This window comes from Brevibacillus brevis (genome assembly GCF_001039275.2).
Taxonomy (GTDB): Bacteria; Bacillota; Bacilli; order Brevibacillales; family Brevibacillaceae; genus Brevibacillus; species Brevibacillus brevis_C.
Genome location: NZ_CP030117.1, coordinates 2698119 through 2721144 on the forward strand (window position 1 = coordinate 2698119; position 23026 = coordinate 2721144).

The following is a 23026-nucleotide window of genomic DNA, read 5'->3' on the forward strand; positions in this document are numbered from 1 at the left end:
GCCCATAAAATCCATTGACAACATTCGCCTTTTTTACATCTGAATCGTCTCTGCTAAGGTAACGGCACCAATGTATTGGGCGATGGCATGAGAGCCATCGCCCCTTTTCTCAAAGTTGCTGGCCCGTCCTGGGGTCGTAGCGTACGGCTACGGCAGCCACTTGATCAGTCGGTAGGATCTCGACCCATTGGTCGAAAATCTGGTAGGGCTCGGCAGGGCGGAAGCCGCCGGCCAAGGGATCGAATCCGGTTTCAAAGACTTTTTCCGCTGCTAAAGTATTGGCGACTACTGTATTGGACTCCTTGAGTTGTTGCGCGACGATCTGCAGGACCTCACCGATCTTCTTACCCTGGAAAATCTCAGGGTCCCCTTGTTGGTAGGGGTAGGGGAGGCCAAGGGCGATCTCTCCTTCGACTTGTGTAAGCCAAGCAAGGGCTGCGACCTCCTGTCCGGGCCGAATCGGCAAGATCGCCTTCACCCACGCGGCGTTAAGGAATTCATTGCGTCGCTCATCGCCGTCGATTTGGATCAGCCACCCCAGAGAACTGCCCAAGGGCGCGGGTTGGGTCTGTTCGGTGATGAGGTAGTTCACCCGCCACTCGGGTTGCCCGTTGATCGCCTTGTACTCGTCCGCTCTGGAGTACCATCCAGCCACGGTCTGCCCTGCGAGCGGCAGCGGCTTGGTCCCGACCAGCGGGTCCTCCTTCTCGGGGGGCACTGGATATCTGCCAACGCTATTTCTGCTTGGGGGAGGGGGAGACACCGGTCCGGGACGCCAGAAGTCGGGGGCGACGAAGTACAGCATCTCTTCCACATCAAAGAATTGCTGGATTTGCTGCGATTCCAGATACGGGAGTGGATTCGGGCTCTGGGGGTAGAGATTGAGTTCCTCTAGCCGACGGATTAGTCTGCGGAACACCCCCCGGCGTTCTTCACTGCGCAGGTCCTCAGCAGATCGGGGGCGAATTGAACTAACCAGTCGCAGTCGCTCGCGGACGGCCTTCCCGTACGCCTCGTGTTGCAGCTGTGATACCTCCTTCTGATAGGCAGCTTCAGCATCAGCGTTGGCCTGGATAACATCCTGCTTGGCCTGCTCCGTCGGGATGTAGAGTAAGATAAAGTCTATGGGTAGGGACTTTTTGCCTTGAAAATTGGCGTAGGTCAACTGTAGCTTTATTTTGTTAAGTTCAGTCAGCAGATCGCACTTGTACTCAATCTGGGCGCCGTGATGGTCTTTAGAAACGATCTGGCTAAGGGAATAGCCCTGCGGAGGTGGTGGCAATTGTATATCAAAGCAGAACTGGATGGTGTTGTCTGTGCCGACAAGAGGCTTACTCAGCCCGCGACAAACGTTGTCGGGATGTGGCGTATAAGTATTAACGGCTTCATCGTCCTCTCCCGCGTCATGGAGGAACGGAAGATCAAAGTGGAATGGCACCTGCTTGTCCGCCGGAAGTGGCAACTTCTCGGGTTTACTGATTGCAGTAAGATCCGGGGCATCTACCACATGAACCATGTCTCCCAGTCCGAGGTCCTTGCCAGGCTCGCCGATATACACCTGCCAGCACAGCCGTGTACCGACGTGCTGCAGCTGTACACCGATCTTGCGCATCTTGCGCCGAAGTTCGTAGTTAACCAGTTCCGTGGTGATGTTTTGCAGGACATAGCGGCGGCTAGATGTGTCGGTGGTCTCGGTCACCGTCTTGAAGCTAGTCTTGAAATTCCGCCTGATCTCGCTAGTGACCTTGGCGGTTTGCGTACGAGTTTGTTTGTGTACCGCTTCTGAGGCCCGCTTGATTGTGTTTTGAGTGCTGAAGCTGGCGCTTGCATCGGCATGGTAAATAGGGGCGTTCACACCACCAGTTGCACTGACGCCAAGTTTGGTGTCTCTGGAGTTCTCCTCCTTGACTGAGTCCGCGACATCGTCCTGATCCGTGAGGGTATCCTCTGTCTTGCGGGAAATCTCCTCCGTTTGCTCGGCAACCTTCTCAACCAGCGTGCGTCGGGTACTGGTCTCAATCACCTCCACGGTGCCCCCAGGGCTGACCCAGATGTGACCCGCAGGTGCGCCAAGGAAAGTATCGAATTCAAAGAAGTACTCCCTGAAGAGGTTCACAAGCCCCACCGGGGACAGTACACCAGCAGTGAGGGACTCGTAGCGCTCTGCTAGGGCTGCTAGGGCCTCATCGCTCAAGGTACTGGCGCTGTCCCCCCAGAACCGCTCACGGGTCAACCCCGCAAACACAGTCTCGGGATGCACCGCGGCGGCTGACATCGCAGACAGTGAGCTAAACCAACCGGCCAGGGGCTGGTAGACGCCGAAGAGCTCACTGGCGTATGGGAGGGTACCGACGAAATCGTACACAGGTCGACCGGTGTATGCAGGTGCACCGGGAGCTGGCAGGGGGAGGAGCTGAGTTTGGCTGGGAGTACCGTCCGATGTGGCGGCGAATGGCATAGACACCCACGCATTACCGGGTGTTGACTTGAAAAGTTGCACATTACCAGAGGACGTGCGGGCAGGGGCAACGAAAGCGATGGTCAGATTGCCGGTAGAGCTGGCAGTACGACCCACGTACTGTAGACCTGACGCAAGATCTCGCGAAACGAACGTCCCCTCCAAAGCGGTCACGTTAGGGAAGAAGCTCGGGTCCTGCACATTAACATTACCCGGCAGCGCAAGAGCCCACCGCTGCCCCTCCTTTATATCTGAACCTGGTCCTGATCCTGATATGCTATCAATCTTGTAAGACCAAATCTTGAACATGGTACCAGCCCCCGGTATTGCGATTGCCGACGTACCAACGTGTGTGACCAAAAGAGCCATAGAAACTCCTCCTTCTCTATAGATTTATACATAGAAATTACCTTTTTCTATTTCATCAAAAGATATTTTGGCTGTTAGACATGAGATTATCCAAAAAACGTTACTTTAATGAATGAATGTAAATAAACCATTAGATGATTGTTACGTCAAAAAAGACAGTTCGGGACTCATCCCATGGAAAAATGCTTGCACAATAAAACAGCCCAAGACATATTCTTTGTAAATTTTGAAAGAGGGGGCCTCACACCAGAAGTAAAAAAGACTCTCAAAGCCCTCCAATCAGCGCAATTCAAGCATAAATGTGGGCGATAGAAACCGAAACAAAAGCCAAAGCCACTTCTAAAAACGCTGAGGTTTGTATAACTTTAGAAGCTATACTTTGACAAGGACTCCTTAGTTCAAGAATATTTGGAATATCAGTTAGGTCGGAACTCGCAAAAAGCCTCAGCTTAGATAGGATACAACGAGTTGTTTCCGGAGAAGCGGAAGTATCAGAAGGGACAGGAAATTTATACAGTTCGGAAATAGGGAGGGATTATACTCGAATATTTAACCCATCCGTTGAGGAACAACTAGAAGCGGGTATAGACACCGGCGAGGAATTGGAGTCGATCATTGAAACAAAGTATTTTGCAGAGCTAGTTACGATTTGGATGGATGCTCTAAATGAGCATAGACAACAACGCGATTCTACGAAATGATTTAATAGCGTTAGAAAAAAACGGATAGTATTAAAAAAGACAGAAGTAGATAGCTACAAAAAGCCGCTTGTTCCGGACTTAGATGAACTGCCAGAAGAATTTGCGCCAGGTGTATCGCGGGAAGACTTTATGAAAATCGCGGAACGCTTGCAAAGGTCAGCGGAGATGTAGAGTGAAGGGGAAAAATGATCGTAAAAAAGTGACCAGTCGGCAGTGGCACATGTGTGCTTGCAGATTTGGTCACTGGTTTTTGTTGACGTATTGCTTAAGTAGTTCGGTTCACAGCCTTGCCCAAAGCATCTTCTAATACATGGGCATACTGCATGGTCGTTTCAATTTTGGAGTGCCCCAGTTGTGCTTGGAGCTGATGGGGGTCAGGGTTCAACCGGAGAAACTGTGTAGCAAAGCTGTGACGAAGCTTATGGACAGACAAATCGGGGATGCCGAATGCTTTGGCATACTTTTTGACCAGCTTTTGGACAGACCGCACTTCAATGCGATGCCCATTTGGATTGGTAGGGGAAACAGCGAGAAAAACAGCGTCCTCTTGCGGTTCGGGATTGTATTTGTCACGCACCTGCAAGTATTTGGCTAAGTACTCCTTGCCCCAATCACTGAAAAAAGGAGCGTCCTCTTTCTTTCCTTTGCGAATCAATTTCAACTGGTTTTTTTCCATAATAATGTCGGATAGATCGAGACTGACGATCTCTGACACTCGGAAGCCACCGGAGAGAATCATCGCGATCAAGGCAGTATCCCGGTCGCGGTTTTGCATGTGATACTGCTTCTTTTTCTCCGTATCACAATGGGCTAGATAGCCGTTGTAGACAAAATCGACGAACTGATAGATTTCGTCGTCAATCAGGATTTTTGCCCGAATGGCATGGGCGCGCGCGAGGGGAGTCAGCTCCGTGATCTCCAGCTCGATTTTGGCGAGTACATTCCGCGTCAAATACGATTCCCCATTCTCGTCTTCAGCGAGAGCGGATAAGTAATGAAAAAGCGATTTCAGGCTCGATATTTTTCTGCTGATCGTACGGTCGCTGTACTCTTTCTTCGCGCTTTTGGTAGGGTTCGAGAGCAAAGCAGATCGCTCATACAAATGCGACTCCTGCAAGTATAAGATGTAGCTTTCAACCGTTTCCTTCTTCAAGTCATTCAAGTCGCTTAACGGAATGTCCTTCATATCCGCTGCGGTACTTAATCCTTCTGTCATCATCCAGCGAAAGAAAAAAGAGAAATCGCGAAGGTATCCAAGCAAGGTGGAGGGGGAATTCTTTTTTGCTTTTTTATGCTCAATAAACTTTTCGACATACCATGGGTAGGAGCCGACTGTCTGCAAAAGCTGCAAGGCATCGCGCTGTTTGGTAACGGACATGCTTTCACCACCAACATCTTTTTGTAAATCGTATACGAACATATATTCTATCAAAAACCAAACGTTCTGGGAATTGCAAATTGAGCAAGAAACCGTCATGATGGGGAGTGTGGATGGATATTGGACAAGAACGGAGTGGATATGAAGTGGCAACATGGGACTTATCTCAGACAAAGCATCACGTGCTGATTTGTAATGGTGGAAGCTGTATGCGCAAGGGTGGCGAAGAGGTTACGGTAGCGATACGCGAAGCGATTACCAACGCAGGCTTGGATGACTATGTACATACAACTCGCACGCGCTGCAACGGGCGATGTGAGGACGCATGCGTGATGATCGTGTACCCTGAGGGAATCTGGTATGAAAACGTGACGCCAGAGGATGCACAGATGTTGGTGGAAGAGCATTTTCAAAATGGCAGACCAGTAGAGGCCTTGATGACGCATCGCTTCGAAACAAACGGTTTTGTGCGTACGATCGACACCAAGCCTGGTATCTTAAAATCACAAAAGGCAAAAAAATGAAGAAAAGGCCACGATCTGCTCATAGGAAGCTAGAGAGTGGTTTTTTCATTTTCAGGAGTCTACGAATTACGACAAAAGGAGAAAGTAGGAGAGATGACAGCATCGAAAGGAAAATGATTGAAAGCGTCAACAATATGTCTTTGTGATGTGGACGTTTTAAGTGAATGGTGGTAAAATGTTTGTAGATTAAGTTGATTTTATGCGAATTTTATCAAAATGATGTGTCCATACAGCGTGAACAATTGTTTTTGTGGAACTTACTAATCGATGGCTGAATAATGGAGGGATTCTCGTTGGCGAGCAAAACACTTGAACATTTTTTACATGAAAATCTGACAGATTTGAAGAGCAAGGGACTGTACAACGTCATTGACCCCTTGCAAAGCGCGAACGGTCCTGTCATTACGATTGCAGGAAAAGAACTGATCAACCTCTCCTCCAATAACTATCTGGGCTTGGCTACTGATCAACGCCTTGTGGACGCTGCGATCGCAGCAGCAAGCAAATACGGCGTAGGGGCAGGGGCTGTACGTACAATTAACGGAACCTTGGACTTGCATGTGAAGCTGGAAGAAAAGCTCGCTGCCTTCAAGCACACGGAAGCAGCTATTGCTTACCAATCTGGTTTTAACTGCAACATGGCTGCGATCTCTGCTGTCATGGACAAGGATGATGCGATTCTTTCTGACGAGTTGAACCACGCTTCCATTATTGATGGATGCCGCCTGTCTCGTGCACAAATTATTCGTGTGAATCACTCCGATATCGATGACTTGCGTGCGAAAGCGAAGGAAGCGAAAGAATCCGGCAAATATAAAAAGCTGATGGTCATTACAGACGGCGTATTTTCGATGGATGGTGATGTCGCCAAGCTGCCGGAAATCGTAGAGGTAGCCGAACAATATGACTTGATTACGTATGTAGACGATGCCCACGGCTCTGGTGTTCTCGGTAAAGGGGCAGGAACGGTTAAGCATTTTGGCTTGTCTGATAAAATCGACTTCCAAATCGGAACACTTTCCAAAGCAATTGGAGTAGTCGGCGGTTATGTAGCGGGACGCCAAGAGTTGATCGACTGGCTCAAAGTGCGCAGCAGACCGTTCCTGTTCTCGACGTCGTTAACGCCAGCGGATGTGGCTGCTTCCATTGCGGCTATCGATATTTTGATGAACAGCACCGAGCTGCACGACAAGCTGTGGGATAACGGACATTACCTCAAAAAAGGCTTGAAAGAACTCGGCTTCAATATCGGGGAGAGCGAGACGCCTATCACTCCTTGCATTATCGGAGACGAACAGCAGACCCAGGAGTTCAGTAAGCGACTGTATGAAGAGGGCGTGTACGCGAAAGCGATCGTGTTCCCGACTGTACCAAAAGGAACGGGCCGTGTACGGAATATGCCTACAGCGGCACATAGCAAAGAAATGTTGGATCGTGCCCTCAGCATCTACGAAAAAGTTGGGAAAGAAATGGGGATCCTGAAATGAAAAAAATTCTGGTAACCGGGGCGTTAGGACAAATTGGTTCCGAGCTCATCATGAAATTACGCGATATTTACGGAGCGGATCAAGTCATCGCCACAGATATCCGGAAAAACGAAGATGATCCTGTCGTACAATCGGGTCCATTCGAAGTTCTTGATGTCACAGACGGGAACCGGATGTTTGAGCTGGCGAAGAAACATGGCGTAGATACCATCATGCATTTGGCTGCCCTGTTGTCTGCAACTGCTGAAGCAAAGCCTCTCTTGGCATGGAACCTGAACATGGGCGGGCTGGTAAACGCTCTGGAAGCAGCGCGTGAGTTGAACTGCCAGTTCTTTACACCGAGCTCGATTGGTGCATTTGGTCCGACAACACCAAAGGACAACACGCCGCAGGACACGATTCAACGCCCTACGACCATGTATGGTGTCAATAAAGTATCCGGTGAGTTGCTCTGCGATTACTATTATCAAAAATTTGGGGTAGATACGCGTGGTGTACGCTTCCCAGGTCTGATCTCGTATGTAGCGCCTCCAGGTGGTGGTACGACCGATTACGCGGTAGATATTTACTACAAGGCGATCCAGCATGGAGCATATACGTCCTACATTGGCAAAGGAACGTACATGGATATGATGTATATGCCTGATGCGCTGAATGCGATTGTTTCCCTTATGGAAGCAGATGCCTCCAAGCTCATTCACCGCAATGCGTTCAACGTGACTGCGATGAGCATTGAGCCAGAAGATGTAGCAGCAGCAATCCGTAAACACATTCCTGAGTTTACGCTCTCTTATGAAGTCGACCCTGTGCGTCAGGCGATTGCCGATAGCTGGCCGAACTCGATTGATGCTACGGCTGCCATGCAAGAGTGGGGCTTCAAAGCGGAGTACGACTTGGACAAAATGACTGAGGACATGCTCGCAAAACTGCGGGGAAAGTTGCTCCAGCAAGTCGGATAAACGAATAGGGAAAAGGAAAACGGCCACTTCTTCTTGTACGTGATGCGAGAGAGGTGGCAGTTTTTTTGAATACCTTTCCTGTTCTATGGGCACATTAACAAAGGATGCTTGGAGGAAAGGATGAACGAGATCGATGAGCAAAAAGGATTACATCCTTACGATTATTGAAAAATTCGAGAAACACAACGATATGATGCCAGAACGGTTGCAGGCTGTGATAAAAGAGGTGAAGCAGGATATTGAAATTGTCCCCGCAGAAACCTTCTATTTGCAAACGAATGGGGTAGTGACACATTCTGCAACGAGTGGTGGTTCTGAGCGTAACAACCCTCTATTTCGATTATCAGAAGTGTATTTCGATCTGAAAAAGCTCGCTGAGACAAATAGAGATACTCATCCAGATTTGATTTCAGCCATTACCCAGTATGAGGGTTTGCTGAACGAATCCGAGGGGTATTCTCCAGAGTAGCTAGCTCAAGCCACGAAAAAGAGAGGGGGAGAGCCATGGACATGCAAAAAAAACTACATGGCAACCATTCGAAGCACGACGAAGAAGGACAGGTCATCCAAAATCTACCGGATGCGAAGGGCAGTAGTCCTGAGGAACAAGCAATAGAAAGCTGGGGCTGGTCTAATAATACAGAGACCGTTCGAGAACGCTGACACATCGTAACAAATAAAACCTTCCGGAAGCGGGAAGGTTTTTCTTATTCCAAGATGCCATGACACGCATAATATGAAAACCGTCCAAACGAGGACGGTTTTTTGACTTACAGGAGCATTTGCTGTTGAGGCTGGTAGGCGTTAATCATCGTGTTCATCGTGTGATCGGCAAGCTGCGGAGCTTGGTAGTAGCCTTTGGCATTCATGTATTGCCAGGTTTCATAAGCCATTTGCTGGCAAGCATTTGCGCCATTTACATGATATTGCCGGATACCTGGATCTACGCACTCAGCCGCCCAGAGCATGCCAATTGCCGAACCCGCTTTATGCCAGGTCAGCATCAGGGTAGCAATCGTCATATCTGACAAGCGTGTCGGGTGTGGGTTGGGAGCAGCCATCTGCGGATTATTAAGACCAACTGCTGTAGGTTGTGCTACACGCAATTGAATAGGAGCTGGTGCAATGTTGAAGCCTTTTCCCTGCAAGAGGCTAATCCCTTGCTGGTAGGCGTTCATGATCATTTGCTGATGTCTGTTAATGATGCCTGTTAATTGAGGGTCCTGTGCCATCTCGGCAAGCACTCCGTGCATTTCAATCGCGGCGTGTTTGGAGCGGAGTGCTTCTTGTGTTTCCAAAAACTCATGAGCAGCAAATCGTTGCATAATGGCCTCCTGTAATCGAATTGGGTTACTGTCAACCTTTGATAGTGTTTGTATAGAATCAATGGATATTCAGGAAAAAAATAGAGAAAAGATTAGCCGGAGATATCAACCGAGCTTTAAAACATGTTTTCGTAGCCAGTGCGTGGTATCTCGATGTTCCGACTACCCCGGCTGCCTGAAGCAAATCTTCATCCTTGTTTTGCATCGTGTTTCCCTCCTCGAGCTACAAGATAATCCAACGGACATTTTGCAAAGTGGTACTAACTCAGATATTCAGCCGAGTACGAATTGAAGCCTGCATGTACCGAAAGCAACGTATTTGCATAGCCCACCAGACGATTGACGGCTTCATCTACCACTGCGTAGACCAGTGGATGCAGAGTAGGGTCATACAGTTTGGGGTCATCGAAAATCACGGTGGTGTTGATGAACACATCCCGATTTCCAATCAAATCGTAATGAATGAATACTTTCCCGCAAGCCCCTTCTGTTTGCGGATCTCGGTATCCTGGCAAAAACAGATACCATTCCTCGGCTGTTGCAGAACGGAAATTTTTCGTGAATGTGAGACCTTGGATAGCTTCTTCTGTTTTTCTTTGTAATTCAGGGCTCATCAAAATATCCGGCAAGAACCTTTCCTCCTTCTGCTCCCTTTCAGTATGAAGAAAGGAGGACAATCCCATGCAGAACACCAAAGATTGTCTAATAATCGTTAAAAGGAGACAAACTACTGCTAACTTGCATTTGGGGGGATCACATTGACTGAACAAAACAATCAGGAAGTGGAAAATAAAGAACTGAAAGTATTGGGGACGCATGCAGCAGGAAGCATCGATTTATTTGAGACCCGGAAAGCATCGAAGGACGAAGTCGTCGAGGCGCCCAAACATCCTGGAGGCGCAGGCTCATCCGGGACTTATTGAGAAGTGCCTCGCTTAAACAAAAAGAAGCGCCTCTGCCATGGTTGTAGCCGGACGAGGGCGCTTCTTTTCATGATTCTTACAGTTTTTCACGTGCATGTTTTAAGGTGATAGAATTGGCAATGGCTGTCCACATATCAGTTGATTCAGAACCAATGTACCAGTACGCGAGCCCTCCAATTTGCCATTGCAGACTAGCCTGAGCTTTCAGCCCAATCGAGCGGCTTTCTTCCAGCCAAATCGTGTGCGTGACGCCTTGCTTTTGATACGTCGACCGGTATTGTCCAACTTTATCATCCCACACTGTTTTTGCTCTGTATTGCGAGAGCAACTGGTAAGACTGAGGGATGCTGATATCTGTCGATTTCAATGTCCCATTCGATTGGTACCAGTCACGTGTGTAAAGAGGCATTCCGGCGATCAGCTTTTGGGTCGGAACCTCGTCAAGCAGGTCGGTAATGACTTTCGTAAACCAAGGCAGGGATGCCACGGAGCCTGCTTGTGACCCGCCTACCCAATGTTCTTCATAGGCCATTACTACTAAATAATCCGCATGCTTTGCTAATTTAGCAAAATCAAAAGGGTCACTCCAGTCTGAATCACCATCAGGTGGAATATCTACAGATAGGACAGCGCCTTTTGCGTGAAGAGCAGTCGCCAGCTCCTGAATAAACAAGGTGAAGTTGTTACGATCCGCAGGGGAGAACCCTTCGAAATCGATGTTAATCCCATCTAGCTGGTACTTATCAATAAACGAAGTAAGCTTTTGCACGGCTGCTTTTCGTTTATTGGGATCGGACAGCATGGTGTGGGTAGCAGCGGGATCAAATTTATTCCCGAATAGCGGCCATATCTGTTTGCCATTCGCATGTGCCCATTGGACAAGTGAAGTATCCGTAGAGTCACTGATCGTTCCGTCTTTTTGCAGGAAGTACCAACGCGGGGACAGCGTGTTGACTCCGCTTTTCTTTACTTGTGCAATGAACTCCTCTGTCGTGGATTGGTATTGCCATCCGAGAGAGACAAGCGGTTTTGCTGTAACGTTTTGCTTCTTCAGATTCTCCTGAATTCGATACAAAATAACAGCAGTTTCTTCTCTCGATAGTGCTTGAGTCGGCCGGAAGTAGCCATTGTAGCCAACCAACCATTTTTTCTGCATGGCGTGGCTCACAGAGGCGCGTGCCCAGCTCGATATCGCATTGGCATCCTTCACGGGCAACTGGTAAGAAGGCGAAATGCTTTGTTCCAGTGCGCGTACGAGAAACGCAGCGGCCTCTTCGCGAGAGATCGTCCGCTTCGGAGCAAACGTAGTAGGACCGATGCCATTCGCGATGTTAAGTCCAGCAGCAGCTTGTACATACCCGTATGCCCAAGAGCTTTTCGGGACATCCGAATAGGCTGCGACGTTGCTGGCCACCGGTTTCATACCGAGCGTTCGTGTGAGCATCGCGACAAACTCAGCACGCGTCACCGGGCGAGTCGGGTGAAAATACCCGTTTTCATCCCCAGCGATGACACCTGCCGCTTGTAGCGAACGGATTTGCTCTTTCGCATAGCTGTTTGCGATATCTTTTAAATTTTTCGTCGATGCTGTGGATGCAGGGACTCCGATGGCAAAAGAGAGACCGTACACCAAAAAAGCAAAGGAGACTAACCAGATATGTATGTTTTGTTTTTTCATCATACATCCAGTATAAGGAGAGAGAACCATTCTTTCATTGGTCAGATATTGGTAGAAACCTTGCAGAGGTGCCCGAACTCTTTTTCTGGAAATGCGATATGATATGATGGAGGAATGAGAATAGAGAGAATGAAGCGAGGCGGAGAGAAATGGAAGACGTACTGATTGTAGGCGGTGGGCCTTGTGGACTGGCAGCGGCAATTGCCTGCAAGCGAGCTGGACTTGATCCCATCATTATTGAAAAAGGGTCGCTTGTCCATTCGATTTATCGCTACCCGACCTATATGATTTTTCATAGCACACCTGATTTACTGGAGATTGGGGGCGTCCCTTTTGCAACGGCGAACGACAAGCCGACCAGACAGGAGGCACTCAATTACTATCGACTGGTAGCAGCGCGAGAAAAATTGCGCGTGAACGTATACGAAATGGTGACGGAAGCGAAGAAGACGCCAGCTGGCTTTCAAGTCACGACAACAGACCGATTCTCCAAAACACATACGTACGAAGCGAAAAACTTGGTGATCGCCACAGGTTACTTTGACAATCCGAATCGGCTGCATGTATCAGGCGAGGAGCTGCCGAAGGTTTCGTCCTTCTACAAGGAGGCACATCCGTATACAGGACTGAAAGTAGCGGTAGTAGGGGGGAACAACTCTGCTGTAGACGCGGCGATGGAGCTGGAGCGGGCAGGAGCAGAAGTAACGGTGATTTGCCGCCGAACGGAGCTATCTGACAAGGTTAAGGCATGGACAAGACCTGTTTTTGAGAGTCTGATCAAAAAAGGACGTATCCGCATGCTATTCGGTGCAACAATCGAGAGCATTGAGGAGCGTTCCATCAAGGTGAAAACAGGGGAGGAGGTCATTACGCTTGCCAATGACCATGTGTTTTCTTTGATTGGATATCGTCCGGATCGTACCTTCCTTCATTCGTTAGGGGTCATGATTGAAGAGGAAACGGGAATCCCTGCGCATCATCCTGAGACGATGGAGACGAACATTCCGGGTCTCTATATAGCGGGAGTTATTGCGGCGGGCCATCACGCAAACGCCATTTTTATCGAAAATGGAAGGTTTCACGGTGAAGGTATCGCCCGCCACATTGCCTCTCAAAGGGAGTAGTCGCTGCTATTGATTAGAACTGCCACTCCAATTGTCTGCCTCCGATGAGGTGGTAGTGCAGATGGAAGACGGTTTGTTGTCCGTGTTTGCCAATGTTGGTCACGATACGGAAGCCATCCTCGTTCACGCCCATTGTCTCTGCTACTTTTTGCAGCGACAGATGAAGGTGACCGATCAACTCCTTGTCCTCAGGCTCGATAGCCAGAACGGATTGAATATGCTTTTTTGGAATCATCAGGACGTGCACAGGGGCAACTGGATTAATGTCGTGAAAAGCCAAGACATGCTCGTCCTCATACACTTTTTTAGAGGGAATGTCTCCGTTTACAATTTTGCAAAATAGGCAGTCCATAGGGCGATACATCCTTTCTAAAATGATAGATAAAGCCTACTTCGTCATGCGAGTAGGCATTCCCTGTTTTTTACGCTGGAAAAGTCCGTTCCAAAAACTGAAGAACCTCACGCCAAGAGTGCTCGGATGCGTAGGCGTTGTTTTTGGGCGTACCACCATTGAGCTGTGTGCGGGTAGTAGGGATGTAAGGAAAGCGGATTCCATGTCCTGTATCCGCGTAACGTAAATGCACCACTGAATGTGCAAACTGATACTCCTTGAGCCGTCGTACTATTTGCTCGCAATGCTCTGCCGCTGGCCACCAATGATCGTCATCCGAGGAGAGGAGGAGGATCGGGCCATTGATTTTTTCTACCGGGATTTCGGCATCTTCTAACCACTCACAAGCAGCCCAGGCTTCGGCATGGATGTGATCAATCCGTTGACCTGCGTCGAGCCGCTCCTGTGAGACTTTTGTCTGCTCCTCTGTCCATGGCACGAAAGGAAGAGGCTCTCCCTGAAACGACCAAGAGGATTGCGGGGAGAACGTGTCTGATCCAGCGAATGCCTTGTCGGTCCCGATAGAAACCGCAGAGCTGGGACTCGAAGCAATAACAGCATGTACGTGTTGATCGATCGATGCTGTGACTAATGCCAATTCTGCTCCTTTGGAACGTCCGAATAACGTAATTTTATCAGGATGTACGGAGGGCTGCTGCTGTAGCCAATGAATGGCGCGTTGAACATATTCAATCGGGATCTGGCGAATATCGTCAGGAAGATCATTGCATTGGAAATAAGCGAGTGCTAGCGCCGGATAGCCGTGAGAGGCGAACAAAGCAGCGAATTGTGAGCAGGAACCAATTCCACCTTCGCTTCCACCAAGTACGACAATGGCGGGTCTTTGCTCTGTGTGGGGTTTTGAAAAAAACAGACCGACCAAGCCATGGTCTGTCACTTTCTGTATCGAGACGTCGCGGGAGACAAAAATACGTTTCACGACTGCTTTCGCTACGGGTTTATCGTAGACTTCTGCCGTTAATTCTATCTCGGTGGAGCGTGGGGTGAACTGAAAGTCGTCCAGGGAATAAGCATGATAAAAACGCATGGTCTGTACATTCATCGACCAAAACAACCCCATCGGATCAATTCCTTCATAAGTACCAAACAAAGGGGCTTGAGAAACCAGATCGACTGAGCCATTTTCGTCCGCTTGAAAGATAGCATGGGAGGATGCAGTCAAATCTCCTCCAGGTAACCCATTTTTCAGAGTGGCATGAAGGGTGATTAATTGATTCGGGACAAAACCGCTAAGTGTAATGTGGACGGGAACATCTATTAAGGCTGTAGCAGGCGTAACTTCAATTTGTGGAAGCATCATTTTTGTCAACACTCCTTCCAGATTACGGGAACACTTGACACAGTCATTATAGTAGAATGAATAAAAGTTCGACGAGACGAAATGTGACGGTATGGTTAACTTGACTTCTTGCATGGGGTGTAACTATAATCATTACAACGAAAGGGTGACAACGTATGAAAATCAGCAGCCGTTTCTCCATTGCGGTCCACATCTTATCACTGCTTTCCATTGATTCTAATTCGCATTGTACTTCCGAATGGATCGCAGGTAGTGTGAATACGAATCCGGTCGTGATCCGACGTGTGCTGGGGCTGTTGAAGAAGGCTGGGCTCGTGAACGTACGTGCCGGAGCTGGCGGCGCTTCTCTCGCCAAGGAACTGGATCAAATCACGCTTCTGGAGATTTACCGTGCAGTTGATGTCGTGGAAGAAGGGCAACTTTTTCACATCCATGAGCAACCGAATCCCGATTGTCCAGTGGGAGCGAATATACAGTTTGTGTTGGAGTTGATTCTGACCCGTGCGCAGCATGCCATGGAGGAGATTTTGGGCGGAGTGAAAATGTCCGAGCTCGTAGATAACCTACGTCAAAAAATAACGGAAAAAGCGCAGTAAGAACAAAAATGCCCTTGCGTAAGCGAGGGCATTTTTGCGTGTAAGGAGTGTCGGCATCCATTTGGACGAGAGGCACTGCTCATCCGGACTGACGGGCTATTTTCTTCTCTTTCCAGCTATCTTTCTTTAATTGCGGCAGAGTGTTTCTTTTTCATGATGAAGCAGCCAGCGCTTGCGTGAAAGTCCTCCTCCGTACCCACCCAAATCACCATTGGAGTTGATGACACGGTGACAAGGAATGACAATCGCCAACTGATTCGCACCATTTGCTTGCGCGACAGCACGAAAAGCGCTTGGTTTCCCAATAGCTGCTGCAACATCGGAATAGGATGAAGTTTGACCGGGGAGGATCGTTTGTAAATGCTCCCAGACCATTCTTTGAAAAGGCGATCCGCTCAAAAACAAAGGCGTTGTAAATTGAGTTAGCTTTCCGTCAAAATACTCCTCTAATTCACGCTCAATGGAACGGATTGGCGCTGTGGAACCAGGGATGATCGCAGACTTCGTTCTTAGTCTAAGTCGTTCAACTTCTCGTTCCAAGCCGCGGCGGTCAACGAATTCAAGTAGATAGAGCGCTTCTTCATCCGCGATGGCTATCATCGGACCGAGTCTTGTATCCAGCCACGATGCTTTTAAGACATGATGATCGCCAAGAAGAGTAGGTGCTGCCCCCATGATTCGTGCAAATGCGTCTCGAAAACCACTGCTGGACTCGTACCCGGAGGATAGTTGGGCATCGATGATTGCTTTTCCTTCTCTGATTTCTTTCAACGCAATTCCCATACGTCGCGCCCTTGCATATTCGACAAACGTCATACCAAAACGCTTTTTGAATTGGCGACGCGCTGTTACAGCGTCCACGGATAATCGTTGAAAGTCTTTTTCCGTCCACCGTTGCTCGGGGTTCTCTTCTACAGCGTTTACTAGCAGACGCACGAGCTCTGAAACATGATTGGGATGTGAAAGCGGACGGCAGCGCTGGCAGGGCCGGAATGAGGCCAGAAGTGCTTGTTTGGCATGATCAAAAAACTCGCAATTAACAAACTTAGGTTTTCTTGCTGGACATGTCGGTCGACAGAATACGCCGGTAGTCTTGACTCCAACAAAAAAGACACCTTCATATTCTGAATTTTTATCCAGTAATGCCTGATAATACTCGGACTTCATCTCGGCCGATATCATTCTTTTCCCCCTCCATTTTTCTATTTTCATTGTATCGCTCACCCAAAATGGCTGCAGCCGAAAATCGTACATTGATTTTTAAAAAGCGGAGACAGGCACAGTCGAGAAGCGTACCGTAAGAGGGGCGGTTTTAGGAGAAACGAATGGCTCTTGGACTGGATTTAAGCTGGAATTAGCCAGAAAATATAGATATAATAGACGTATTCAGAAATATGCGATAAGCCGACAACGGCGTCGGTTGCGTATGGAAATGATGAGCAGTTGGCACGTCCGTTCAATGGTGATCGGGAGGTGGAGTATTGCGTCAGCATTATCGAGTCATCATCATAGACGACGACCCCATAACGCGTATGGACCTGGTCGAAATGTTGCAAGAGCAGGGATATAACGTCGTAGCTGAAGGAAAAAACGGCAAAGAGGCCGTTCGATTGACGCAAATGTGGAACCCGCATCTCATTATTATGGATGTCAAAATGCCAATTATGGACGGTTTGACAGCGACTGGGATTATCCGAGAGCATTCGGACGCGGCTATTCTTCTCTTGACTGCTTACAGTCAAAAGGACATGGTCATGCAAGCCAAAGCGAAAGGGATATGTGCCTATCTGGTCAAACCCGTCATGGAAGAAGAACTGCTACCGGCAGTGGAGTTCGTGCTTACGGGCAAACAATGAACGCAAAAAAGTGAATCGTAGGAAGAGCAACGGCGCTTGGACCAAGGCGAGCATTTCGTCTTATGTTTCGAAGCGCTTTTTTACGTTCCATGAGATAGAGTTTACGGAAAGTTGAAAAGAAAGTGAGTGAAGCTAGAGATGAAATTGGCTTGCATTGTACGTAAACAGCATTACCAGTTTACTTCGGTTCGTGATGTATTGGCAAAAGCGAGTGAAGAAAAGTCTGGCGATCACATGAGTAAACTAGCAGCCAATTCCGCACTGGAGCGAATGGCGGCCAAAGTCGTATTAAGCGAAATGCAACTTCGTGATATCTATGAAAATCCAGTCATTCCGTACGAAAACGACGAAGTGACACGGATCATTTATGATGATATCAATCTCTCTATTTACGATGAGATTAAAAATTGGACAGTAGGGGAGCTACGGGAGTACATCTTGTCGTTTTCCACAGGAATGCCTGAGCTCACAAGAATTAGCCGTGGACTCACTAGCGAGATGATTTCCGCTACGGCCAAGCTGATGTCCAGCATTGACCTAGTCATGGCCTCACAAAAAATGAAGCATCAAGCCTACTGCAATACACTAATTGGCGAGCCGGGAAGACTGGCGTTCCGTTGCCAGCCGAATCACCCCATCGATGATCCCGATGGCATTTTGGCTTCGATGAAGGAAGGCTTGTCTTATGGATCAGGCGACGCTGTCATTGGAATTAACCCCAATAATGATTCCGTTGAAAGCGTTACCAAGCTCTTGAAAATGACACATGATTTTATGCAAAAGTGGGAAATTCCTACGCAAAACTGCGTACTGGCGCATATCACGACACAGATGCAGGCTCTTCGCGGCGGTGCACCTATTTCCTTGATGTTCCAAAGTTTGGCAGGTTCACAACGGGCGAATGATGCGTTTGGCGTGAACAAGGAGATTTTGGATGAGGCAATGGATTTGATGCTCCGAAAAGGTACAGCATCGGGACCAAACGTCATGTATTTTGAGACAGGGCAAGGCTCTGAAGTGTCACTGGATTCCCATGAAGGGGTCGATATGCAGACGCTGGAAGCGCGTACGTACGGTTTTTGCCGTCACTGGAAGCCGTTCATGGTCAATAACGTTTCTGGCTTTATCGGACCAGAAACCCTTTATGATGGCAGACAGATGATTCGTGCCGATCTGGAGGACTTGTTCATGGGCAAGCTGCATGGTTTGCCGATGGGAATCGCTCCGACTTATACGAATCACATGTATGCAGATCAGAATGACCAGGAAATTGCAGGGATGCTGACGACCTTGGCTGGGGCGAATTTTTATATGGGCGTACCCGGTGGGGACGATGTCATGCTCAGTTACCAAGATACGAGCTATCATGATGACGCCAGCTACCGCGAGCTATTGGGACTGCGACCTCTCCGGGAATTCGAGAAATGGTTGGAAAAAATGGGCATTATGGAAAATGGTCGTTTGACAGAGCGTGCAGGCGATTTAACCATTTTTGACTAACGAGTGGGGAGGGAAGCAAGATGAAACAGATCAATATGGACGACTTGGTTCAGCGCGTAATCGATGAGCTATCCAAAAAAGGTCAAGGAGTTATTCATTTTCCTGAGCAAAAGCAATGCGGAGTCATGAACCCAAACAATCCAGAAGCATTGGAGCTAGCGATGAAACGAACACCGGCTCGCATCGGAATCGGGCGGGCGGGGACCCGGATGAAGACGGGAAGCTACCTCCAATTTCGGATTGATCAGGCAGCAGCACGCGATGCGGTCATGAAAACCATCAGTCCGGAGCTGATCGAGAGCCTGCAGCTACCTGTCCTTCATTCAAGAGCGACGAGCATGGAGGAGTATTTAATGAACCTCGACTCCGGACGGATGCTATCAGATGAATCCGCTCGCTGGCTGGAGCAGAATGGGGATAAAAACAAAGACGTGCAAATCGTCATCTCGGACGGACTGAGCACCTCTGCATGTGAGGCGACCATTCCAGACCTATTGCCTGCATTGATGCAGGGATTGTCCATGCGAAACATCAGTGTTGGGAAACCAGTGTTTATTCATAAAGGCCGCGTTTGGATTCAGGATCAGGTCGCGTCCATCGTCAATTGCAAGGTTGTCATTTCCTTGATCGGGGAAAGACCGGGGCTTGCGACGGCAGAAAGTCTCAGTGCTTACATGATTTACAAACCGGATGCTAATACGGTAGAATCGGATCGTACGGTTATTTCTAATATTCATAAGGGCGGCACACTACCGATTGAAGCGGGTGCTTACCTTGCAGAGCTTTTGGAGGAAATTTTGAAGTACCAGGCGAGTGGAGTGAAATTATCACAGCTTCGGGCAATTAACGGGTAGATTCCCACTGGCGCTTCCTCCTGTCTTGCACTAGAATACATAGAAGATAACCAATTTCTATGAGGAGTTGCTACGCATGACGGAGCCAAACCAAAACGAAAAAGAAACCACTGAGCAAAAGCCTGGGAAGATCAGCCTGCAAGAGGCGATGAAGCGCAAAATGGCGGAAAAGAAACAAGCGCAAGCACAGGCTAATAACCCAATGAATCAAAAGGCGAAAAATCAATCGATGAAAAGCCAGCTCACAAAAAAACCAAACAATCAACGCAGACGTATGGGCGTATAGCTTCGAATGAAGCAAGGCAAAAAGGGAATGTGCAGCAAGATCAGGCTGCAGATTCCTTTTTTGTATGATCATTTATACAGATTGCTCTTCAAATTTTTTAAAGGTATCGATGAACCAACAAAGCTGGCGAGAAGAAAAAGCACAGGGCTCGTAGACCTTGACAACGCCTACCCAGTCGGAACTTCAAAAAGGGGACCACGTTTGTCGAACACGTCTCCTCTGAGAAACTTCCGCCCGTAGGGTGGCTTTGGCTCGACGGTCCCCTTTTTGAAGTGGAGACGTCCAGTCAATCCCCCAACTGGCGTGTCAATGTCGTAGAGACTTGTGCTTTTTCTTCTCCTCCACTATGTTGACTCAAAAAAACGGAGGAGATCATGAAGGTAGAACGACTACTCGCTATTGTCATCATGCTGTTGAATAAGCGTCGTGTGAGTGCTCGTGAGCTATCCGACCACTTTGAAGTATCCTTGCGTACGGTCTATCGGGATTTGGAAACCATTAACGCAGCAGGGATTCCGATCGTAGCTTACCCCGGGGCAAGCGGCGGATACGAAATCATGGAGAATTTCACGATCGATCGGCAATACTTATCCTTGGACGAGCTGGTCGCGGTTATTGCTGCCCTAAAAGGGGTTCATTCCTCCACAGACGATAAGCAAATCGGACAGCTTCTGGAAAAAATAAAAGCGTTGCTCACCACTGCACCATCCTCTCTGCAAGGAAGTGCACATCCCGTTGTTTACGACTTTAATCCGTGGGGCAGTACACCTGCGATCGCCGAAAAAGTAAACAAGCTGCGGGAAGCCATCGAGAAGAGACTTCGTGTGCGGATCACCTATACGAAAATACAAGGCGATGCGACAGAACGCACCATTGAGCCTGTCACACTAATTATCAAGGGGTATGTGTGGTACGTGTATGGCTATTGTTTACAGCGCCAGGAGGATCGGCTGTTTCGCTTGTCACGGATTGCAGACATGTCTGTGCTGACAGAGGAGTTTTCGCCTCGCCCGTATCATGTAGATAAACTGGAATGGCTCGAAGAATGGTATACAGCAGAGCGCATTTCTCTTGTCCTCGAATTTGCGTCGCGTGTACATGTAAGAGTACGGGATATGTTTGCGCCAGAAACAATAGAGACCATGCAGGATGGCTCGATGCTGGTACGAACGAAGATGCCAGACGATGAGTGGTTAACGGGTATGCTGCTTAGCTTTGGCGATACCTTGTGTGTACATGAGCCTCCCCATGTAAGACAGCGAATTGGTGATGCTGTAAAAAGAATGGCGAAACTTTATGAATAATCGTTGGAACGTTGACAGATAGTTGTCAGGGTATGGTCGTTATACTAAGTCATGTAAACAAACTTCTTACAGGAGCGTGGTTAATGATGAACCCAACGATTGTCAAACTGGATGAAATGCGTATAGCAGGCTTGCAAATCCGGACAACTAATGAGGCGGAATGCGGACCGAATGCGAAAATTGGGGCACTGTGGCAGCGTTATTATCAAGAAGAGCATCCCTTCAAAACTCCCCATCAAAAAGAGCCGGGTGTTGTGCTGGGCGTGTATTGCGATTACGAAAGTGACGAGAAAGGCGAGTACTCCTTGTTAGTAGGAACCGTTGTAGAAAAGAACGGTGAGCTTCCTGCTGAGCTCACTGTCAAGACTCTGCCGGCTTCTACCTACGCTGTATTTACGAGTCGCGTAGGCCCGATGGTAGAGGTTGTGATGGAAGCGTGGGCGAAGGTGTGGGAGTGGTCCAATCAACCGGGGAACAAGCGGACTTTTACCGGAGATTTCGAACGATATGACGGAGTGCGCTGCGCTGATCCCAACAACGCGCAAGTGGATTTGTACATCGCGATCGCACAAGAATAACCATGCAACAAATCATACACGCAGTCGTAGTCGATCAGGCTACGACTGTTTTGCTTTTTTCCATGATTTCTTCACAAGTTTCGTTTACTCTAGAGAGAGTGGCAGAGGGGAGTCATACAGACGGATGGATTGGATAACAAATATAGAAGCCCTGGCAGAGTGGATTCGTTCTTTGGGGATGCTGGGGATTATCGGTAGTATTTTATTGAACATCGTGATCAGCGTGGCAGGTGTATTGCCGTCCATTTTTTTATCGGGTGCGAATGCGGTCGTATTTGGCTTGTACGGAGGGTTCTTGATTTCTTTGACGGGAGAGGTGGCTGGTGCTTGCATTGCCTTCTACCTTTACCGCTACACGATCAAAAAAGCAGATCGGCGCGAAAAGATGAAATCGTTCAAATGGGTACATGCCATCAATGGAACGACGAGTTTTCGCAAATGTGTTGCCATCGTTTTGCTCCGATTGAATCCGATGATGCCTTCCGGACTAATCAATTTAGGTGCGGCTTTGACGAATATCACCTTCGCGCAATTTTTAGTAGCGACCTTGCTTGGAAAAATACCGTCAATGGTTTTTGAAACATTCGTCGGTCATGATCTGATTACTTTTAGTGAAAACAAGTTTCGCTTGCTTTTTGCCTTGCTGGCAGGTGCTCTCGTCTTTTTGCTTTTCTGGAAAAAAGGAAAGGGTCAAACACAAGAGGAGTAGGGAGGATTCACATGTCTACCATTTTGCTAGTCGATGATGAGCCGCAAATCTTAGAAATATTGTCCTCCTATCTGCAAAAGGAAGGCTATCATGTTCTGACCGCCCAAACAGGGAAGGAAGCAGTGGAAATGGCCACGACGATTTCATTGACCTGTATCATTTTGGACCTGATGCTTCCTGATCTGAGCGGGGAAGAAGTCTGCGTCCAAATTCGCAAAGAGTCGCGTGTCCCGATCTTGATGCTAACGGCGAAAAGTGGAGAGGCGGATCGGATTCGCGGGCTTACAATTGGTGCTGATGATTATTTAATCAAGCCCTTTAGCCCGAGAGAACTCGTAGCACGTGTTCGAGCTGTCATGCGTCGTGCAGGCGATTATTCAACACTCTCCGATTTCATCGAGGTGGGCGACTTGACCATATCGATGAATGAGAAGAGAGTCACGAAAAATGGAGTCGCTTTGGAGGTTACGCCAAATGAATACCGCTTGCTTACAACGCTTGTCCGTTATCCGGGGAGAACGTGGGGCAGGGAGGAGCTTGTGCGTGAAGTCATGGGCTTTGATTTCGAAGGGTACGACCGAACCATTGATACACATATCAAAAATCTTCGCCAAAAGATCGAGGCAGACCCGAAGCAACCGGAGTATATCAAGACGGTGTATGGATTGGGCTATCGCTTTGACGATCCCATGAAGAAGTGAGGCC

Annotated in this window: 25 protein-coding genes and 1 pseudogene; 18 read left to right on the forward strand and 8 right to left on the reverse strand. The window is 48.4% G+C overall.

Translation table 11 applies throughout. The features are described from left to right. Positions 1–109: 109 nt before the first annotated feature. Positions 110–2767 carry a hypothetical protein gene (locus tag AB432_RS13720; protein WP_235617682.1) on the reverse strand — a complete coding sequence of 886 codons (2658 nt, stop codon included), beginning with the start codon at positions 2765–2767 and terminating at the stop codon, positions 110–112. An 830-nt stretch (positions 2768–3597) separates the two neighbouring features. On the opposite strand from AB432_RS13720, the pseudogene AB432_RS31055 reads away from it, so the two are divergent. After that, positions 3598–3699 (forward strand): annotated as a pseudogene (locus tag AB432_RS31055) (manganese catalase family protein); the annotation flags it as partial. Between the two features lie 94 nt (positions 3700–3793). Here the strand turns inward: AB432_RS31055 and xerS are convergent. Further along, on the reverse strand, positions 3794–4906 hold the full coding sequence (gene xerS, locus AB432_RS13735; RefSeq protein ID WP_048032749.1) for a tyrosine recombinase XerS: 1113 nt from the start codon (positions 4904–4906) through the stop codon (positions 3794–3796). A 146-nt stretch (positions 4907–5052) separates the two neighbouring features. Here xerS and AB432_RS13740 point away from each other — a divergent pair, with 146 nt between their 5' ends. The 5 genes from AB432_RS13740 (at position 5053) to AB432_RS30505 (ending at position 8539) form a co-directional block, all read left to right on the forward strand. Continuing rightward, complete coding sequence (locus tag AB432_RS13740; RefSeq protein WP_048035797.1) at positions 5053–5430, forward strand: (2Fe-2S) ferredoxin domain-containing protein; 378 nt, start codon at positions 5053–5055, stop codon at positions 5428–5430. Positions 5431–5723: 293 nt separating this feature from the next. Continuing rightward, positions 5724–6917 carry a glycine C-acetyltransferase gene (locus AB432_RS13745; protein WP_017248237.1) on the forward strand — a complete coding sequence of 398 codons (1194 nt, stop codon included), beginning with the start codon at positions 5724–5726 and terminating at the stop codon, positions 6915–6917. Beyond that, a complete protein-coding gene (locus tag AB432_RS13750) occupies positions 6914–7876 on the forward strand; it encodes an L-threonine 3-dehydrogenase (RefSeq protein ID WP_048032750.1) in 963 nt (320 codons plus the stop codon). Before AB432_RS13745 ends, AB432_RS13750 begins: the two co-directional genes overlap by 4 nt. A 133-nt stretch (positions 7877–8009) precedes the next feature. Next, a complete protein-coding gene (locus AB432_RS13755) occupies positions 8010–8345 on the forward strand; it encodes a hypothetical protein (RefSeq protein ID WP_048032751.1) in 336 nt (111 codons plus the stop codon). 41 nt (positions 8346–8386) lie between these two features. Then, positions 8387–8539, forward strand: a complete 153-nt coding sequence (locus tag AB432_RS30505; RefSeq protein ID WP_162630223.1) for a hypothetical protein — start codon at positions 8387–8389, stop codon at positions 8537–8539. Positions 8540–8646: 107 nt separating this feature from the next. On the opposite strand, the gene AB432_RS13760 is transcribed toward AB432_RS30505, so the two are convergent. Continuing rightward, positions 8647–9201 (reverse strand): spore coat protein, encoded by a 555-nt coding sequence (locus tag AB432_RS13760; RefSeq protein WP_048032752.1) that lies wholly within the window; start codon positions 9199–9201, stop codon positions 8647–8649. A gap of 260 nt (positions 9202–9461) precedes the next feature. Then, positions 9462–9830 carry a hypothetical protein gene (locus tag AB432_RS13765; protein WP_082195919.1) on the reverse strand — a complete coding sequence of 123 codons (369 nt, stop codon included), beginning with the start codon at positions 9828–9830 and terminating at the stop codon, positions 9462–9464. 129 nt (positions 9831–9959) lie between these two features. Between AB432_RS13765 and AB432_RS30730 the strand changes: the two genes are divergently transcribed. After that, positions 9960–10124, forward strand: a complete 165-nt coding sequence (locus tag AB432_RS30730; protein WP_173628646.1) for a hypothetical protein — start codon at positions 9960–9962, stop codon at positions 10122–10124. 76 nt (positions 10125–10200) lie between these two features. Here AB432_RS30730 and AB432_RS13770 read toward each other — a convergent pair whose 3' ends face one another. Further along, positions 10201–11805 carry an S-layer homology domain-containing protein gene (locus AB432_RS13770; RefSeq protein ID WP_235617683.1) on the reverse strand — a complete coding sequence of 535 codons (1605 nt, stop codon included), beginning with the start codon at positions 11803–11805 and terminating at the stop codon, positions 10201–10203. A gap of 146 nt (positions 11806–11951) precedes the next feature. Between AB432_RS13770 and AB432_RS13775 the strand changes: the two genes are divergently transcribed. Further along, a complete protein-coding gene (locus tag AB432_RS13775; RefSeq protein ID WP_048032754.1) occupies positions 11952–12926 on the forward strand; it encodes a YpdA family putative bacillithiol disulfide reductase in 975 nt (324 codons plus the stop codon). A gap of 13 nt (positions 12927–12939) precedes the next feature. Here AB432_RS13775 and AB432_RS13780 read toward each other — a convergent pair whose 3' ends face one another. Continuing rightward, positions 12940–13278, reverse strand: coding sequence for a histidine triad nucleotide-binding protein (locus AB432_RS13780; protein ID WP_007727375.1), 339 nt, complete (start codon positions 13276–13278; stop codon positions 12940–12942). A 70-nt stretch (positions 13279–13348) separates the two neighbouring features. Continuing rightward, positions 13349–14638 carry an acyl-CoA thioesterase/bile acid-CoA:amino acid N-acyltransferase family protein gene (locus AB432_RS13785; protein ID WP_048032755.1) on the reverse strand — a complete coding sequence of 430 codons (1290 nt, stop codon included), beginning with the start codon at positions 14636–14638 and terminating at the stop codon, positions 13349–13351. Between the two features lie 155 nt (positions 14639–14793). Between AB432_RS13785 and AB432_RS13790 the strand changes: the two genes are divergently transcribed. Then, complete coding sequence (locus tag AB432_RS13790) at positions 14794–15234, forward strand: Rrf2 family transcriptional regulator (RefSeq protein WP_012686286.1); 441 nt, start codon at positions 14794–14796, stop codon at positions 15232–15234. 126 nt (positions 15235–15360) lie between these two features. Here the strand turns inward: AB432_RS13790 and AB432_RS13795 are convergent, their stop codons facing one another. Further along, the gene (locus AB432_RS13795) at positions 15361–16416 is read right to left on the reverse strand and encodes a bifunctional transcriptional activator/DNA repair enzyme AdaA (RefSeq protein ID WP_048032756.1); all 1056 of its coding nucleotides are present in this window, start codon (positions 16414–16416) and stop codon (positions 15361–15363) included. 299 nt (positions 16417–16715) lie between these two features. Here AB432_RS13795 and AB432_RS13800 point away from each other — a divergent pair, with 299 nt between their 5' ends. The 9 genes from AB432_RS13800 to AB432_RS13840 all read left to right on the forward strand — a co-directional run bounded on the left by AB432_RS13800 (position 16716) and on the right by AB432_RS13840 (position 23022). Next, positions 16716–17090: a response regulator gene (locus AB432_RS13800; RefSeq protein ID WP_007727358.1), complete on the forward strand. Its 375-nt coding sequence runs from the start codon at positions 16716–16718 to the stop codon at positions 17088–17090. 138 nt (positions 17091–17228) lie between these two features. Continuing rightward, positions 17229–18590, forward strand: a complete 1362-nt coding sequence (locus tag AB432_RS13805; RefSeq protein ID WP_048032757.1) for an ethanolamine ammonia-lyase subunit EutB — start codon at positions 17229–17231, stop codon at positions 18588–18590. 20 nt (positions 18591–18610) lie between these two features. Continuing rightward, entirely contained in the window at positions 18611–19444 is an 834-nt protein-coding gene (eutC, locus tag AB432_RS13810; protein ID WP_048032758.1) for an ethanolamine ammonia-lyase subunit EutC, read from the forward strand. Between the two features lie 76 nt (positions 19445–19520). Further along, the gene (locus AB432_RS13815; protein WP_048032759.1) at positions 19521–19730 is read left to right on the forward strand and encodes a hypothetical protein; all 210 of its coding nucleotides are present in this window, start codon (positions 19521–19523) and stop codon (positions 19728–19730) included. A 374-nt stretch (positions 19731–20104) separates the two neighbouring features. Continuing rightward, entirely contained in the window at positions 20105–21034 is a 930-nt protein-coding gene (locus AB432_RS13825) for a helix-turn-helix transcriptional regulator (RefSeq protein WP_048032760.1), read from the forward strand. An 83-nt stretch (positions 21035–21117) separates the two neighbouring features. After that, positions 21118–21612 carry a GyrI-like domain-containing protein gene (locus AB432_RS13830; RefSeq protein WP_048032761.1) on the forward strand — a complete coding sequence of 165 codons (495 nt, stop codon included), beginning with the start codon at positions 21118–21120 and terminating at the stop codon, positions 21610–21612. 2 nt (positions 21613–21614) lie between these two features. Next, positions 21615–21749 (forward strand): hypothetical protein, encoded by a 135-nt coding sequence (locus AB432_RS31300; RefSeq protein WP_268811854.1) that lies wholly within the window; start codon positions 21615–21617, stop codon positions 21747–21749. Further along, a complete protein-coding gene (locus tag AB432_RS13835) occupies positions 21737–22321 on the forward strand; it encodes a TVP38/TMEM64 family protein (RefSeq protein ID WP_048032762.1) in 585 nt (194 codons plus the stop codon). The genes AB432_RS31300 and AB432_RS13835 overlap by 13 nt, the downstream gene beginning before the upstream one ends. A gap of 11 nt (positions 22322–22332) precedes the next feature. After that, complete coding sequence (locus tag AB432_RS13840; RefSeq protein WP_048032763.1) at positions 22333–23022, forward strand: response regulator transcription factor; 690 nt, start codon at positions 22333–22335, stop codon at positions 23020–23022. The last annotated feature ends 4 nt before the right edge of the window (positions 23023–23026 follow it).

Bases quoted from the DNA above. Each gene is read 5' to 3' on its own strand.
- AB432_RS13795 (WP_048032756.1), bottom strand. From the start codon at position 16,416: ATGATATCGGCCGAGATGAAGTCCGAGTATTATCAGGCATTACTGGAT.
- AB432_RS31300 (WP_268811854.1), top strand. From the start codon at position 21,615: ATGCAACAAATCATACACGCAGTCGTAGTCGATCAGGCTACGACTGTT.
- AB432_RS13830 (WP_048032761.1), top strand. From the start codon at position 21,118: ATGATGAACCCAACGATTGTCAAACTGGATGAAATGCGTATAGCAGGC.
- AB432_RS13790 (WP_012686286.1), top strand. From the start codon at position 14,794: ATGAAAATCAGCAGCCGTTTCTCCATTGCGGTCCACATCTTATCACTG.
- AB432_RS13815 (WP_048032759.1), top strand. From the start codon at position 19,521: ATGACGGAGCCAAACCAAAACGAAAAAGAAACCACTGAGCAAAAGCCT.
- AB432_RS13825 (WP_048032760.1), top strand. From the start codon at position 20,105: ATGAAGGTAGAACGACTACTCGCTATTGTCATCATGCTGTTGAATAAG.
- AB432_RS13720 (WP_235617682.1), bottom strand. From the start codon at position 2,767: ATGTTCAAGATTTGGTCTTACAAGATTGATAGCATATCAGGATCAGGA.
- AB432_RS13755 (WP_048032751.1), top strand. From the start codon at position 8,010: ATGAGCAAAAAGGATTACATCCTTACGATTATTGAAAAATTCGAGAAA.
- AB432_RS13840 (WP_048032763.1), top strand. From the start codon at position 22,333: ATGTCTACCATTTTGCTAGTCGATGATGAGCCGCAAATCTTAGAAATA.
- AB432_RS13760 (WP_048032752.1), bottom strand. From the start codon at position 9,201: ATGCAACGATTTGCTGCTCATGAGTTTTTGGAAACACAAGAAGCACTC.
- AB432_RS13770 (WP_235617683.1), bottom strand. From the start codon at position 11,805: ATGATGAAAAAACAAAACATACATATCTGGTTAGTCTCCTTTGCTTTT.
- AB432_RS13750 (WP_048032750.1), top strand. From the start codon at position 6,914: ATGAAAAAAATTCTGGTAACCGGGGCGTTAGGACAAATTGGTTCCGAG.
- AB432_RS13775 (WP_048032754.1), top strand. From the start codon at position 11,952: ATGGAAGACGTACTGATTGTAGGCGGTGGGCCTTGTGGACTGGCAGCG.
- AB432_RS13835 (WP_048032762.1), top strand. From the start codon at position 21,737: ATGGATTGGATAACAAATATAGAAGCCCTGGCAGAGTGGATTCGTTCT.
- eutC (WP_048032758.1), top strand. From the start codon at position 18,611: ATGAAACAGATCAATATGGACGACTTGGTTCAGCGCGTAATCGATGAG.
- AB432_RS13785 (WP_048032755.1), bottom strand. From the start codon at position 14,638: ATGATGCTTCCACAAATTGAAGTTACGCCTGCTACAGCCTTAATAGAT.
- xerS (WP_048032749.1), bottom strand. From the start codon at position 4,906: ATGTCCGTTACCAAACAGCGCGATGCCTTGCAGCTTTTGCAGACAGTC.
- AB432_RS13805 (WP_048032757.1), top strand. From the start codon at position 17,229: ATGAAATTGGCTTGCATTGTACGTAAACAGCATTACCAGTTTACTTCG.
- AB432_RS30505 (WP_162630223.1), top strand. From the start codon at position 8,387: ATGCAAAAAAAACTACATGGCAACCATTCGAAGCACGACGAAGAAGGA.
- AB432_RS13780 (WP_007727375.1), bottom strand. From the start codon at position 13,278: ATGGACTGCCTATTTTGCAAAATTGTAAACGGAGACATTCCCTCTAAA.